Source organism: Bacillus sp. L381 (assembly GCF_030284525.1).
GTDB classification, from domain to species: domain Bacteria; phylum Bacillota; class Bacilli; order Bacillales; family Bacillaceae; genus Bacillus; species Bacillus amyloliquefaciens.
Genome location: NZ_CP127224.1, coordinates 273,270 through 286,000, shown reverse-complemented (window position 1 = coordinate 286,000; position 12,731 = coordinate 273,270). Strand labels below are relative to the sequence as shown.

The window sequence follows — 12,731 nt, the reverse complement described above, 5'->3', positions numbered from 1 at the left end:
TGTATGATTCTGTAGATGTCATTATACATTAAAATTGAACACACTATATTTGAAAACGTTTTCCAAGACCGGTTTCCGCTTGCGGACAGGCTTGCAATAGAGGAGGAATGTTATGAAAGATATGGTCAGAGAGCGCCTTGAAAAAGAGGAACTGGCTTCACTTTTACAAGATTGGGTCGAGCATTACCGCCCGTTTTCCGTTAATGGAAAAAGCGCAAATTATATACCCGCCCTCGGAGAAATCAACGACTCTCAGCTGGGCATTTGCATATTAGAGCCTGATGGCTCCGTGATTCATGCCGGTGAGTGGAATGTCCCGTTCACATTGCAGAGCATCTCAAAAGTCATCAGCTTTATTGCGGCCTGCATGAACAGAGGCATTTCTTACGTGCTGGATCGCGTGGACGTGGAGCCGACAGGTGACGCGTTTAATTCTATCATCCGGCTTGAAATCAATAAACCCGGCAAGCCGTTCAACCCGATGATCAATGCGGGCGCCATTACCGTCGCCTCGCTTCTTCCGGGTGAAACGGCGCATGATAAATTAGAATACCTGTTTTCCGTTTTTGAAAAATTAATAGGAAAACGGCCTCACATTCACGAGGAGGTCTTCCGCTCTGAATGGCAGACCGCGCACCGGAACAGGGCCCTCGCCTACTATTTAAAAGAAACGAACTTTCTTGAAGCGGATGTGGAAGAAACGCTGGAAGTCTACTTAAAGCAATGCGCCATGGAGGGTACAACCGAGGACATCGCTTTAATCGGATTGATTCTTGCGCATGACGGCTACCATCCGATCCGCCGGGAACAGGTCATTCCGAAAGATGTGGCGAAACTCGCCAAAGCCCTGATGCTGACGTGCGGCATGTACAATGCGTCAGGCAAGTATGCGGCTTTCGTCGGTGTCCCGGCAAAAAGCGGGGTATCCGGCGGCATTATGGCATTGGTTCCTCCAAGCGCCAGAAGGGAACAGCCTTTTCATAACGGCTGCGGCATCGGCATTTACGGTCCGGCCATTGATGAATACGGCAACAGCCTGACGGGCGGCATGTTGCTGAAACATATCGCACAGGAGTGGGAGCTCAGTATTTTTTAATCAAACGAACCAAGAGGTGATTGGATGCAGGAATTCCTTGAAAATGTAATCGGCTCAGCAAATGATTTTTTATGGTCAAAACTTTTAATCGTACTGCTTCTTTCTCTGGGACTGTTTTTTACGTTCAGATCAAAGGGTCTGCAAGTCCGCATGCTGAGGGAAATGATCCGGGTTTTAAAAGAAGGCGCGGCCGCCCGGTCAAAAAACAGCATTTCCCCGTTTCAGGCATTTTGCATCAGTATGGCGGCGCGTGTCGGAACCGGAAATATTACCGGAATCGCTATTGCGATCGCACTCGGCGGTCCGGGTGCTATTTTCTGGATGTGGATTATCGCAGTCATCGGTTCGGCTTCAAGCTTTGTTGAAAGCACGCTTGCCCAAATTTATAAAGTAAAAGATCAAAACGGCTTCCGCGGCGGCCCGGCCTATTACATGGAAAAAGGCCTGAAGAAACGCTGGATGGGCGCGCTGTTCGCCGTATTAATCACACTGTCATTCGGAATCGTCTTTAACTCCGTTCAGTCTAATACGATCAGTATCGCTTTTCAAAACGCGTTCGGCACCAGCCGGCTTACATTGGGCCTCATTTTAATAGCGGTCTTCGGCTGCGTCATTTTCGGAGGCGTCAAACGAATTGCGAAGATGGCGGAATATGTCGTAGTCGTCTTAGCTGTTTTATATATCGGCATCGCTTTCTTTGTCATTCTGACGAACATCACCCAATTGCCTAGCGTCCTGTCGATTATCGTAAAAAATGCTTTCGGTATTGATCAGGCAGCGGGCGGCGCTTTAGGTGCGGCATTGATGCAAGGTGTGAGACGCGGGATTTTCTCAAATGAAGCGGGAATGGGAAGCGCCCCGAACGCGGCGGCGACAGCTACAACGAGCCACCCGGTGAAACAGGGTCTTATTCAGGCATTCGGCGTCCTGACGGATACGCTTGTCATTTGTACAAGCACGGCACTTATCATTTTATTTTCAGACGCTTATCACCAGCCGGGACTGAGCGGCATCGCGCTTTCTCAGGCGGCTTTGAGCGCCCATGTCGGCGCGTGGGCGTCGGGTTTCCTTGCCGTCTTAATGCTTCTGTTCGGCTTCAGCGCTCTTATGGGTAACTATTATTACGGAGAAACCAATATCGGATTCTTAAGCCAGAACAAAAAATGGCTGTTCATTTACCGCATCTGTGTGCTTGGAATGGTTCTGTTCGGATGTATTTCCAAAGTCCAGCTTGTCTGGGATATGGCTGACTTGTTCATGGGCTTAATGGTGGTCGTGAATTTAATCGCGATTTTCCTTCTGTCGAAAAAAGCGTTTGCCGCCTTGAACGATTATGTCCGGCAAAAGAAAGCCGGAAAGGACCCCGTCTTTTACAGAGATGTGCTCCCTGATGACGACGAGATCGAATGCTGGGAGTATTCAGATATCGCTAAAAACGCGAAAGGCAAACATATTTCCTAAACAAAAGGTGTTCAGGCAGTCATCCTGAACACCTTTTTTCTGCGGGTTCATTGACAAAGAGAAAAGCGTCTATTACTCTTTTTATATATTTTCAGAAAAGTCAGAGAGGAATACCTATGAATCCCATTACACAAATATTAGATGAATATCCGGTTATGATCATAGACGGAGCGATGGCTACCGAGCTTGAACGGATGGGCTGTGATTTAAATGACGATCTGTGGTCGGCCAAAATTCTTTTGGAGAGACCCGAACTGATTAAACAGGTGCATGCAGAATATTTTGCCGCAGGCGCGGATTGCGCGATCACCGCCAGTTATCAATCGACAATTAAAGGATTTGCAGCGCGCGGCATCCCAGAAACCGAGGCGATACGCCTCATTCAGACATCTGTTGAACTTGCCGCACAAGCACGCGATGAATTTTGGGCGCATGAAGAAAACCGTTTACACCGGCCCAAACCTTTGATCGCCGCTTCTATCGGACCTTACGGCGCGAGCCTCGCTGACGGCTCTGAATATCGCGGACATTACGGACTGACGGAGGATGAGCTGATCCGCTTTCACCGCCCCCGGATGAAAGCCCTCATAGAATCCGGCGCCGATCTTTTGGCCTGTGAGACCATTCCGTGCCTGTCAGAAGCAAAAGCGATCACAAGGCTGCTGGGGGAATTCCCCGGCACTTATGCATGGATCAGCTTCAGCGCCAAAGACGGACGGCATATCAGCGAAGGCACGCCTATTTCCGAATGCGCGGCGATGCTCGACTCCTGCAGCCAAATCGCAGCGATCGGCATCAACTGCACACCGATTGAACATATTCCGCCGCTGATAGAAGAAATCAAACGGGCAGCGTCCAAACCGATTATCGCCTATCCGAACTCCGGCGAACAATATGACCCGGTGACAAAAACCTGGATAGGCGCAGCGTGCGAAAACCATTTCGGAAAAAGCGCGCAAAGCTGGTACGAAAAAGGCGTGAGCCTGATCGGAGGCTGCTGCCGGACGAAACCTGCGGACATCCGGGCCATTGCCGATTGGGCCAAGACCTTAAAAACAACTTGACTAATCGGAATAGTTTGTATATTCTAATCAAAAAGCCGGTTCGCCGGAATCTCGTGCCGTTCGCCGGCATGAGATTTTTTATTAGAACGGCCCTCGCAGAAAGTTGGAAAACAATGAACAACAAGAACGAGACAAGTTTTCAGAGAAGTATGAAAAGCAGACATCTCTTTATGCTCTCACTCGGAGGTGTGATCGGAACGGGGCTGTTTTTAAGCTCTGGGTATACCATTCATCAGGCGGGTCCGGCGGGCACCATTTTCGCTTACCTTTTGGGCGCGTGCATCGTCTATCTTGTCATGCTTTGCCTCGGTGAACTGTCAGTGGCCATGCCGGTTACGGGCGCATTCCACACCTATGCGAAAACCTATATCGGACCGGCGACGGGCTTTACGGTCGCATGGCTGTACTGGCTGACGTGGGCGGTGGCGCTGGGCTCTGAATTCACGGCGGCCGGGCTCTTCATGCAGCGCTGGTTCCCGCATACTTCGGTTTGGATGTGGAGTGCGGTATTCGCTCTTTTCATCTTTTTATTAAACGTCTTCTCCGTGAAATTTTTTGCTGAATCGGAGTTTTGGTTCTCAAGCATTAAAGTCTTAGCCATCTTACTGTTTATTTTATTGGGCGGAGCGGCGATGTTTGGCATCGTCCCGATGAAAAGCGGTGAGGCCGCCCCTATGCTGTCGAACTTTACGGTTGGCGGCAGCCTTTTTCCAAATGGCTTTTTCCCGATACTGATGACGATGCTTTCAGTAAACTTTGCCTTTTCAGGGACGGAATTGATCGGAATCGCCGCCGGTGAAAGCGCTGATCCGGAAAAAACCGTTCCGCGCGCCATTAAGACCACAGTCTGGCGGCTGGCGCTTTTCTTTATCGGAACGATTTTTGTGCTGTCAGGGATGATCTCCATCCAGGAAGCCGGTGTGATTGAAAGCCCGTTCGTCACGGTATTTGACAGAGTCGGCGTGCCTTATGCGGCCGATCTGATGAATTTCGTCATTTTAACGGCGCTTCTGTCTGCCGCCAATTCAGGGCTGTACGCATCATCACGTATGCTGTGGTCCCTGTCAAAAGAAGGGGAGCTTCATCCTGCCTTTGCCAGGCTGACGTCTAAAGGCATTCCTTTTAACGCTCTGATCTTCAGTATGATCGGCGGCATTCTGTCGTTGTTATCAAGCGTATTTGCAGCCGATACAATCTATCTTGTTCTCGTCTCCGTCTCAGGATTTGCGGTCGTGGCGGTGTGGATGAGCATTGCTGCATCGCAATTTTTGTTCAGAAGACGGTTTCTTAAAAAAGGGCATCAGGTTTCAGAGCTGAAATACCGGACGCCGGGATACCCGGCCGTACCGATAGCGGCCTTTCTTCTGTGCCTCGCCTCCTGTATCGGCATTGCTTTTGATCCGAACCAGGCCATCGCCCTTTATTGCGGAATTGCCTTTATGGCCGTCTGTTACATCGCTTATTATTTGAGAAACCGGAAAAGCCCCGCCCGCGTTCAAGCCGCTAAATCCCAATAACCAAAAAAAGAACCCCGCCGCGCAGGGGTTCTTTTCATTTATACTTCAACCACCCATCTGAACGAATCCCGCACCTTCCCGACCTGGATGCCGGTAATCGTTTCATAGAGCCTTTCTGACACTTCACCGATCAAACCGTTATTCAGCTCAATCGTTTCTCCGTGAATATGCAGAGCGCCGACCGGCGAGATGACGGCTGCGGTTCCCGTACCGAATACCTCTGACACTTCGCCTCTCATTGCGGCCTGGTAGATGTCATCAATGGCAACCTGTTCTTCCCTGACACGTATGCCCCAGCTTTTTAACAGCTCTATCACAGATGCGCGGGTGATGCCCCCGAGAATGCTTCCGTTCAACGCCGGCGTTACAGCCTCTCCGTTTATGATGAAAAAGATATTCATACTGCCTACTTCTTCGGCATATTTCTTTTCCACCCCATCTAGCCAAAGCACCTGATCATACCCCAGTTCTTCGGCTTTTTGCTGAGCCTGTAAGCTGGCCGCATAATTTCCGGACGTTTTGACATCGCCCACCCCGCCGTTGACAGCACGCACATACTCATCCTCCACATAAATACGGATCGGTTTCAGCTGATCGCCGTAATACGAACCGACAGGCGTCAGGACAACCATGAATTTGTAACGCTTTGAAGGCCGGACTCCTAAAGAAGGCTCAGTCGCAATCACAAACGGACGGATGTATAATGCCGTTCCTTTTTCTTTCGGAATCCATTCCTGCTCAAGCTCCACCAATTGTATCAATGCTTCCAGCGCCTGCTCCTCGTCGAGAGGCGGCATGCTCATCCGCCGTAACGATTTATTCAGCCGTTTGACATTCTGGTCAGGCCGGAACATCAATACCCGGCCGTCTTCTGACCTGTAAGCTTTCAGCCCTTCAAATACGGCTTGCCCGTAATGGAAAACGGATGCGGACGGATCAAGATGAACCGGTTCATAAGGTGTGATTCTCGGATCATGCCAGCCTCTTTCTTCTTCGTAATCCATAACAAACATGTAATCAGTGAAGTACTTGCCAAATCCCAATGAAGCGGAATCCGGTTTTTCTTTTCTTGCTGTGACCTTACGTTTTTCAATCAGTTGATTCAACAAAAGCACACCTTTCTTATAATTGTTAAAATTTTCAGTCTTTTATAATCTGCATACATTTTCTCTGTCCGAATCGTGTATGCACAGATATATGAGGATGCAGTTGTCCGTATCATATCATACAATTATCAAAATTTTTAATATTTTCGAGTAAAATTCTTTCTTTATCCTATGCCGCTCCATTTTTTTCAATGAAGACTTTGTGTCATATTCAATGTTTGCGCTTACATAATGTAAAGCAATCCTCTCTTTCACACAGTCAATGTGTGACAAATTTATGACGGAGAGGAAGGTGGTTGCCGCCTGCTTCACGAATTACGTAAGAAATGCGCAAGTAAAAGGGGGATTCGCTTGAAAAAATTTATCGCATTCCAGATTTTGATCGCCTTAGCCATCGGAGCATTGATCGGCCATTTCTTCCCGGATTTCGGGATGGCGCTGCGGCCCGTCGGAGACGGATTTATCCGCCTGATTAAAATGATTGTCGTGCCGATCGTGTTTTCGACCATTGTCATCGGAGCCGCCGGCAGCGGCAGTATGAAAAAGATGGGCAGTCTCGGCATCAAAACGATTATTTGGTTCGAAGTCATTACGACGCTTGTTCTGGGGCTCGGCCTGTTATTGGCGAACGTACTGAAGCCCGGAGTCGGCCTTAACCTCTCTCATCTTGCTAAAAAAGATATTCACGAGCTTTCCGGCTATACAGAAAAAGTAGTCGACCTGAAACAAATGCTTCTTGATATTATCCCCGTTAACATCATTGACGTTATGGCGAAAAATGATCTTCTCGCCGTCATCTTTTTCGCAATCTTATTCGGTGTCGCCGCAGCCGGCATCGGCAAAGCATCCGCACCCGTCATGAATTTCTTTGAATCAACGGCAAATATTATGTTCAAGCTGACGCAAATGGTGATGGTCACCGCTCCGATCGGCGTTCTCGCCCTTATGGCCGCCTCCGTCGGACAATTCGGAATTGCGCTTTTACTTCCGATGCTGAAGCTGATCGGCACTGTATTTCTCGGGCTGTTTTTAATCCTTTTCGTTCTGTTTCCGATTGTGGGGCTTATCTTTAAAATCAAATACTTTGAAGTGCTGAAAATGATCTGGGATCTGTTTTTGATCGCATTTTCCACGACAAGCACAGAAACCATTCTGCCTCAGCTGATGGATCGGATGGAGAAATACGGATGCCCGAAGCGGGTCGTCTCCTTTGTGGTTCCGTCAGGTTTATCGCTGAACTGTGACGGCTCAAGCCTCTATTTATCGGTGTCATGTATTTTTCTGGCGCAGGCTTTTCATGTGGAGATGCCGCTATCTCAGCAGCTTCTGATGATGCTTGTGCTCGTCATGACAAGCAAAGGCATTGCCGCCGTGCCGTCAGGCTCACTCGTCGTGCTTCTGGCGACTGCGAATGCCGTCGGTCTCCCCGCGGAAGGCGTCGCCATCATTGCCGGTGTCGACCGCGTCATGGACATGGCGCGAACCGGTGTCAACGTGCCCGGCCATGCGGTCGCCTGCATCGTCGTATCCAAATGGGAAAAAGCCTTCAATTATAAAGGACCCGCCGCCGCATCAGACCAGAGCGCCCGGACAGAAAGTATGTAAACACAAAAAAGACCACCTCATTGGTGGTCTTTTCTGTTAATCAATCACCGCATGATCTTCTTTTTCAATCAGAGCGAGGCGTTCATTGATTTCTTCCTGAGTCATTTCGTGTTCTTTCACATACATGTTGCGTTCGTTTGTTCGGCATTCGTGACTGCAGCTGCGCATGTATTTGTGTTCATTTTCAGGTGTGCAGATCATTTTTTTATTACATGCCGGATTCGCACAGTTCACATAACGCTCGCATGGCTCGCCTGTGAAATAATCTTTTCCGATAATAACATGCTCTACACGGTTGACCGGTACGCTGATTCTTTCGTCAAACACGTAGCATTGTCCGTCCCACAGTTTTCCTTGCACTTCAGGGTCTTTCCCGTAAGTGACGATACCGCCGTCAAGCTGGGATACATCTTCAAAGCCCTGCTTCAACAGCCATCCGGAAAATTTTTCACAGCGTACGCCGCCTGTGCAGTACGTGAGGATTTTTTTGCCTTCGAGCATGTCTTTGTGTTCTTCAATCCAGCTCGGCAGCTCACGGAACGCCTCAATATCAGGTCTGACCGCTCCGCGGAAATGACCGAGATCATACTCATAGTCGTTTCTGGCGTCAATTACGATCGTGTCAGGATCCTGCATTTTCTCATAAAATTCTTTCGGTTTCAAATGCTTGCCCGTTGTGACATTCGGGTCAACATCATCTTCAAGGCGGAGCGTCACCAGCTCTTTTTTATGGCGGACAAATATTTTGCGGAACGCGTGTCCGTCAGCCTCGTCAATTTTGATTGGCATATCGGCAAAGCGCGGATCAGCTTTCAGCGCCTTCATGTATTGATCCGTCTGTTCAACCGTTCCGGACACCGTACCGTTAATGCCTTCCTCAGAAATCAAAATACGGCCTAACAGACCGAGCTCCTTACAAAACTTCAAATGCTGAGCCGTGAATTCTTCAGGCTCATCAATCTTTACATATTTATAATAAAGTAAAACTCTATATTGTTTTTCCATGATTTATACACCCTGTTCAATTATATTAATGATCACGCACACTCTACTATATCATACAGGAAAACGGGCGAAAGATGAACATTTCCGTCCGGACTCTTTCTTCCAGTCATGCCTCGCCTTTTAACACCTGCTGAAAATAAAACCGATACGTATTGCGCAAAAAGGTCTCAAGCGGCAGGCCCGCGGCGGTCTGATACTTGCCGATAATAAACGGAAAACGGTCACGGCCTTTTTCCCGCAGGACATCGGCGCTGTCTTCAGCCAGCTCTGATATGAGCGCTTCGACGACAGGCCAGCAGGCGTCCCGCACGGCTTCAAGAACTTGCTGGCCGCCTGTATGCTGATACTGCTCTATCAGCTTTGCCAAATCCTTTTCTGCCATATTGTTCACTTCCTTACTCCATATAAAAAAGAGGAGCAGCTTTTATAAAGCGGACGCCTCCTCCTGTGGCTCCGCATAACCGATGATCTGGCCGACCTGTAATTCGCGGCCTTCTGTCAGGTTATCCGAAGGGGTAAACATATCTTTCTCGAATACTAAGATAACGGTCGATCCAAATGAAAAATAGCCCAGCTCTTCACCCGTTTCAAGCTTGTTTCCGGTGCTGGTCTGAACGATGGAGTTAATATTCATCGCGCCTACCGGAATCATGAGCATCTGCTGGTCAGCACGGGTCAGCTCGTACACATAGCGGTAATTTTTTGAGAGGACATCTTTTCCGTACTTCAGCCCCATCGTATTAACGGGATAGGAGCGTTTCCCAAGCTCGGCCAGCTTCTGATACGTGCAGCTGACGGGGGAATGGAAGCGGTGATAATGTCTCGGACTCAGGTAAAGCACGGCAAAATAGCCGCCGTTGTATTTGTGATCGGCGCTTTTAAACCCCGTCAGTTCGGCGAACGAATAATCTTTCCCTTTTACCATGAAGGTTTGATTCGGGTTAATCATGCCCACCGTCTGAACGACGCCGTCCACCGGACTGACAATGGCGTTCTTCTCTTTTGCCACGGGGCGGAGATTCAAATTAATATCACGAATGAAAAATGACGCCAGTGAATCAAAGTCAGAAGCTGTGCGTTCCGTTTCATTCCAGTTGATGCGATAGTGTTTGGAAAACAGCGGAATCATCGGCTTGCTCAGTTTCGATTCACAGAAGTTTTTAATGAGATAAGACGTCAATCGATTATTAGTCAGTTCAATCAATGAACGATAAAGAACTTTAGCGGCAGTATTAAACATTGATTACTCCTATGAATTTTCCTATAGTAATAAAAATAAAACACCATAAAAACGCTCCGATGGCGGCGAAGCATAGGTAGGTTTTGAAATCCATTCTGCCGATTCCGGAAAAGTAGCATGTCACGTGTCTGATGCCGGGGATGAAATAACCTAAAATAATGGTGTACGGCCCGTACTTTTTCATCCACCTGTCTACTTTCTCCATCCTCTTTTCTTTCAGGCCGACCCATTTCCCGAACTTATTAATAAACGGCCGGCCGGCTTTTCTGCCGATGAAGTAGCTGATGATCATCCCCAGAAGCGCTCCGATAAAGCTGATAAGAATGGAGAGCTCATAATTCAGCACTTTTAAATGCGTGAAGTAACCCACTAGCGTCATCATGACTTCATCCGGAATAGGCAATCCGATAATACCAAGTGTCAGCATGAGAAAAATCGCGATATATCCATAATCGGATATTAATTGCTGAACTAGTTCCATCTTCTGCTCTCCAGGTTTTCAGGCGCCTGTTTTTTAAAGTGGGGAAATTTAATGTTGCTGACCATTAAATATCCGAGCGCAATCGTTCCCGCTCCCAGAAGAAAAGCGTTATTGATGAAGCTCAAAATGACAAGACACATGCCCGCAAACGGAATCGGCATCCCGATAAACGTCGGCAGCTTGCTTTGTTCGATATTAAATCTCGAAAGCCGGATCATCCCGCAAATGCTGTAGGAAAGCGCGATTAAAATTCCGATGAACGGAATCGTATATAGTGAAACACTGTAAGCGAGCATAGACGGCGCCACGCCGAACGTCACGAGATCGGCAAAAGAGTCAAGCTCCCTTCCCATCTCCGATACCGCGTTCAGCTTACGGGCGGCCAAACCGTCAAAGAAATCAAGAAACATCCCGGTGAAAATAAAAATCACCGCAGAGTGAATATTATGATACAAAAGGGAATGAATCGATAGAAGCCCGCAAATAAAATTTCCAATTGTAATCATACTAGGTATATAATTCACAGTTTACACAAACCTCCAATTAAAACCATATCAAATCGGACTGCGTATGCATAAAGACTCCATTTTAAGGAAACATAAAATGAAATTCTTTCAATGCTATCATTCAAATTCTTTTATTATACAGCATTTGGTGTTATTTGAACAATCTAATCTGGTGATTTTTGTTTTTTGCCGTTCATATTAAGGTAAGCAATCGGCGTTATCCCTATTCCGGATTACCCTGCTTAATTTATTCCATGCCGCGATGCGGATTGTCCGTTCTTTACGAATGAAAAACCGTATGGTGTATTGTTATTTTCTTCTCTGTTAAATGAGAACATTACATATAACGATTGCGGACATAAAAAGTTTCATGGCCGATACAAAACGGCCTCATACATTATCTCACAACCCCGTTTTCCAGTATATAGTCTGTCCAAACAAAAAAGGCGCCTTACCATTATGGTAAAACGCCTCTTTAGATATAGTTATGTGACTGATAAATGACTGAGTGCTTCGGCCGCTCTTTCTCTCGCCTCTTCAACCGTCTCGGCTGCAGAAAGCGCAACTGCCATACGGCGGCCGGTTTTTGTGACGGGTTTTCCGAATACGCGGACTTGAGTGCTTTTAACCGCCAAAGCCTTCTCCAAGCCTTCAACCGCATAATCAGCAAGCTCTTTTGATGCCTTCAGCGGACGGCTTGCCCCCGGCGACAGCTGGGTGATTTCCGGAATCGGAAATCCCAATATCGCGCGGACATGCAGCGCAAATTCTGACAAATTCTGCGTCACAAGCGTAACGAGCCCTGTATCATGCGGACGAGGAGACACCTCGCTGAAATACACTTTATCTTTAGTAAGGAAAAGTTCCACCCCGAACAAACCGTATCCGCCGAGCTCGTCCGTTATGCTTTTCGCAATGTGTTTCGCCTCTTCAACCTGCTGTTCCGTCATATGATGAGGCTGCCACGATTCTATATAGTCGCCGTCTTTTTGTTCATGGCCGATCGGCGCGCAAAAGGACGTACCGTTCGCCGCACGCACTGTCAAAAGAGTGATTTCCGATTCAAACGGAATGAATTCCTCGACGATGACCCGGCCGTTTTTCACCCGTCCGCCTTCCATCGCCATGTCCCAGCAGCTTTTCAGTTCGGAAGCCGAACGGCACACGCTTTGCCCTTTTCCGGAAGAGCTCATCAGCGGCTTCACCACACACGGAAAGCCGATTGTTTCCGCCGCTTCTTTAAATTCTTCATATGTATTCGCGAATTCATAGCCGGCAGTCGGAAGATGCAGCGTCTCTGCCGCAAGCCGTCTGATGCCTTCACGGTCCATCGTCAGCTTTGCCGCACGCGCATTCGGAATGACGTGAAAGCCTTCTTCTTCAAGCTTCAGCAGTTCATCCGTCGCAATGGCCTCCACTTCCGGCACGATCAAGTCTGGCTTTTCTTTTTCAATGACTTCTCTGACCTGCGCTTTATCAAGCATATCAATCACATAGCTTTTGTGCGCGGCCTGCATGGCAGGGGCATGCTCATAGCTGTCAACGGCTACAGTGACAACCCCGAGCCGCTGCGCTTCAATGACGACTTCTTTCCCCAGCTCGCCTGATCCTAATAACAACATCTTCTTCGCCTGATACATGTCCTTTGGC

Annotated in this window: 12 protein-coding genes; 5 read left to right on the top strand and 7 right to left on the bottom strand. The window is 48.1% G+C overall.

Translation table 11 applies throughout. The annotated features are described in order from the left end of the window. Positions 1–112 precede the first annotated feature (112 nt). From QRX25_RS01405 to QRX25_RS01390, 4 genes are all read left to right on the top strand, one after another. Positions 113–1,096 (top strand): glutaminase, encoded by a 984-nt coding sequence (locus QRX25_RS01405; protein ID WP_065980622.1) that lies wholly within the window; start codon positions 113–115, stop codon positions 1,094–1,096. Between the two features lie 24 nt (positions 1,097–1,120). Continuing rightward, positions 1,121–2,557 (top strand): alanine/glycine:cation symporter family protein, encoded by a 1,437-nt coding sequence (locus QRX25_RS01400; RefSeq protein WP_065980621.1) that lies wholly within the window; start codon positions 1,121–1,123, stop codon positions 2,555–2,557. Positions 2,558–2,673: 116 nt separating this feature from the next. Continuing rightward, complete coding sequence (gene mmuM / locus QRX25_RS01395; RefSeq protein ID WP_115998279.1) at positions 2,674–3,621, top strand: homocysteine S-methyltransferase; 948 nt, start codon at positions 2,674–2,676, stop codon at positions 3,619–3,621. 113 nt (positions 3,622–3,734) lie between these two features. Beyond that, positions 3,735–5,138 carry an amino acid permease gene (locus QRX25_RS01390; RefSeq protein WP_212100172.1) on the top strand — a complete coding sequence of 468 codons (1,404 nt, stop codon included), beginning with the start codon at positions 3,735–3,737 and terminating at the stop codon, positions 5,136–5,138. Positions 5,139–5,176: 38 nt separating this feature from the next. Here QRX25_RS01390 and QRX25_RS01385 read toward each other — a convergent pair whose 3' ends face one another. After that, on the bottom strand, positions 5,177–6,244 hold the full coding sequence (locus tag QRX25_RS01385; protein ID WP_212100169.1) for a branched-chain amino acid aminotransferase: 1,068 nt from the start codon (positions 6,242–6,244) through the stop codon (positions 5,177–5,179). A gap of 351 nt (positions 6,245–6,595) precedes the next feature. Here QRX25_RS01385 and gltP point away from each other — a divergent pair, with 351 nt between their 5' ends. After that, positions 6,596–7,849, top strand: a complete 1,254-nt coding sequence (gltP, locus tag QRX25_RS01380) for a glutamate-aspartate/proton symporter GltP (RefSeq protein ID WP_193351234.1) — start codon at positions 6,596–6,598, stop codon at positions 7,847–7,849. Between the two features lie 36 nt (positions 7,850–7,885). On the opposite strand, the gene trhO is transcribed toward gltP, so the two are convergent. The 6 genes from trhO to purT all read right to left on the bottom strand — a co-directional run bounded on the left by trhO (position 7,886) and on the right by purT (position 12,721). Then, complete coding sequence (gene trhO / locus QRX25_RS01375) at positions 7,886–8,854, bottom strand: oxygen-dependent tRNA uridine(34) hydroxylase TrhO (RefSeq protein WP_065980616.1); 969 nt, start codon at positions 8,852–8,854, stop codon at positions 7,886–7,888. A gap of 106 nt (positions 8,855–8,960) precedes the next feature. Continuing rightward, entirely contained in the window at positions 8,961–9,236 is a 276-nt protein-coding gene (locus QRX25_RS01370) for a hypothetical protein (RefSeq protein ID WP_013350888.1), read from the bottom strand. A gap of 42 nt (positions 9,237–9,278) precedes the next feature. Next, positions 9,279–10,094 (bottom strand): phosphatidylserine decarboxylase, encoded by an 816-nt coding sequence (locus QRX25_RS01365; protein ID WP_065980614.1) that lies wholly within the window; start codon positions 10,092–10,094, stop codon positions 9,279–9,281. After that, positions 10,087–10,575 (bottom strand): DedA family protein, encoded by a 489-nt coding sequence (locus tag QRX25_RS01360; RefSeq protein ID WP_013350886.1) that lies wholly within the window; start codon positions 10,573–10,575, stop codon positions 10,087–10,089. The genes QRX25_RS01365 and QRX25_RS01360 overlap by 8 nt, the downstream gene beginning before the upstream one ends. Continuing rightward, the gene (gene pssA, locus QRX25_RS01355) at positions 10,566–11,099 is read right to left on the bottom strand and encodes a CDP-diacylglycerol--serine O-phosphatidyltransferase (RefSeq protein WP_007409002.1); all 534 of its coding nucleotides are present in this window, start codon (positions 11,097–11,099) and stop codon (positions 10,566–10,568) included. Before pssA ends, QRX25_RS01360 begins: the two co-directional genes overlap by 10 nt. Before the next feature lie 467 nt (positions 11,100–11,566). After that, complete coding sequence (gene purT / locus QRX25_RS01350) at positions 11,567–12,721, bottom strand: phosphoribosylglycinamide formyltransferase 2 (protein ID WP_065980613.1); 1,155 nt, start codon at positions 12,719–12,721, stop codon at positions 11,567–11,569. Positions 12,722–12,731: the final 10 nt, after the last annotated feature.

Bases quoted from the DNA above. Each gene is read 5' to 3' on its own strand.
- QRX25_RS01360 (WP_013350886.1), bottom strand. From the start codon at position 10,575: ATGGAACTAGTTCAGCAATTAATATCCGATTATGGATATATCGCGATT.
- trhO (WP_065980616.1), bottom strand. From the start codon at position 8,854: ATGGAAAAACAATATAGAGTTTTACTTTATTATAAATATGTAAAGATT.
- QRX25_RS01405 (WP_065980622.1), top strand. From the start codon at position 113: ATGAAAGATATGGTCAGAGAGCGCCTTGAAAAAGAGGAACTGGCTTCA.
- purT (WP_065980613.1), bottom strand. From the start codon at position 12,721: ATGTATCAGGCGAAGAAGATGTTGTTATTAGGATCAGGCGAGCTGGGG.
- mmuM (WP_115998279.1), top strand. From the start codon at position 2,674: ATGAATCCCATTACACAAATATTAGATGAATATCCGGTTATGATCATA.
- QRX25_RS01365 (WP_065980614.1), bottom strand. From the start codon at position 10,094: ATGTTTAATACTGCCGCTAAAGTTCTTTATCGTTCATTGATTGAACTG.
- QRX25_RS01370 (WP_013350888.1), bottom strand. From the start codon at position 9,236: ATGGCAGAAAAGGATTTGGCAAAGCTGATAGAGCAGTATCAGCATACA.
- QRX25_RS01400 (WP_065980621.1), top strand. From the start codon at position 1,121: ATGCAGGAATTCCTTGAAAATGTAATCGGCTCAGCAAATGATTTTTTA.
- QRX25_RS01390 (WP_212100172.1), top strand. From the start codon at position 3,735: ATGAACAACAAGAACGAGACAAGTTTTCAGAGAAGTATGAAAAGCAGA.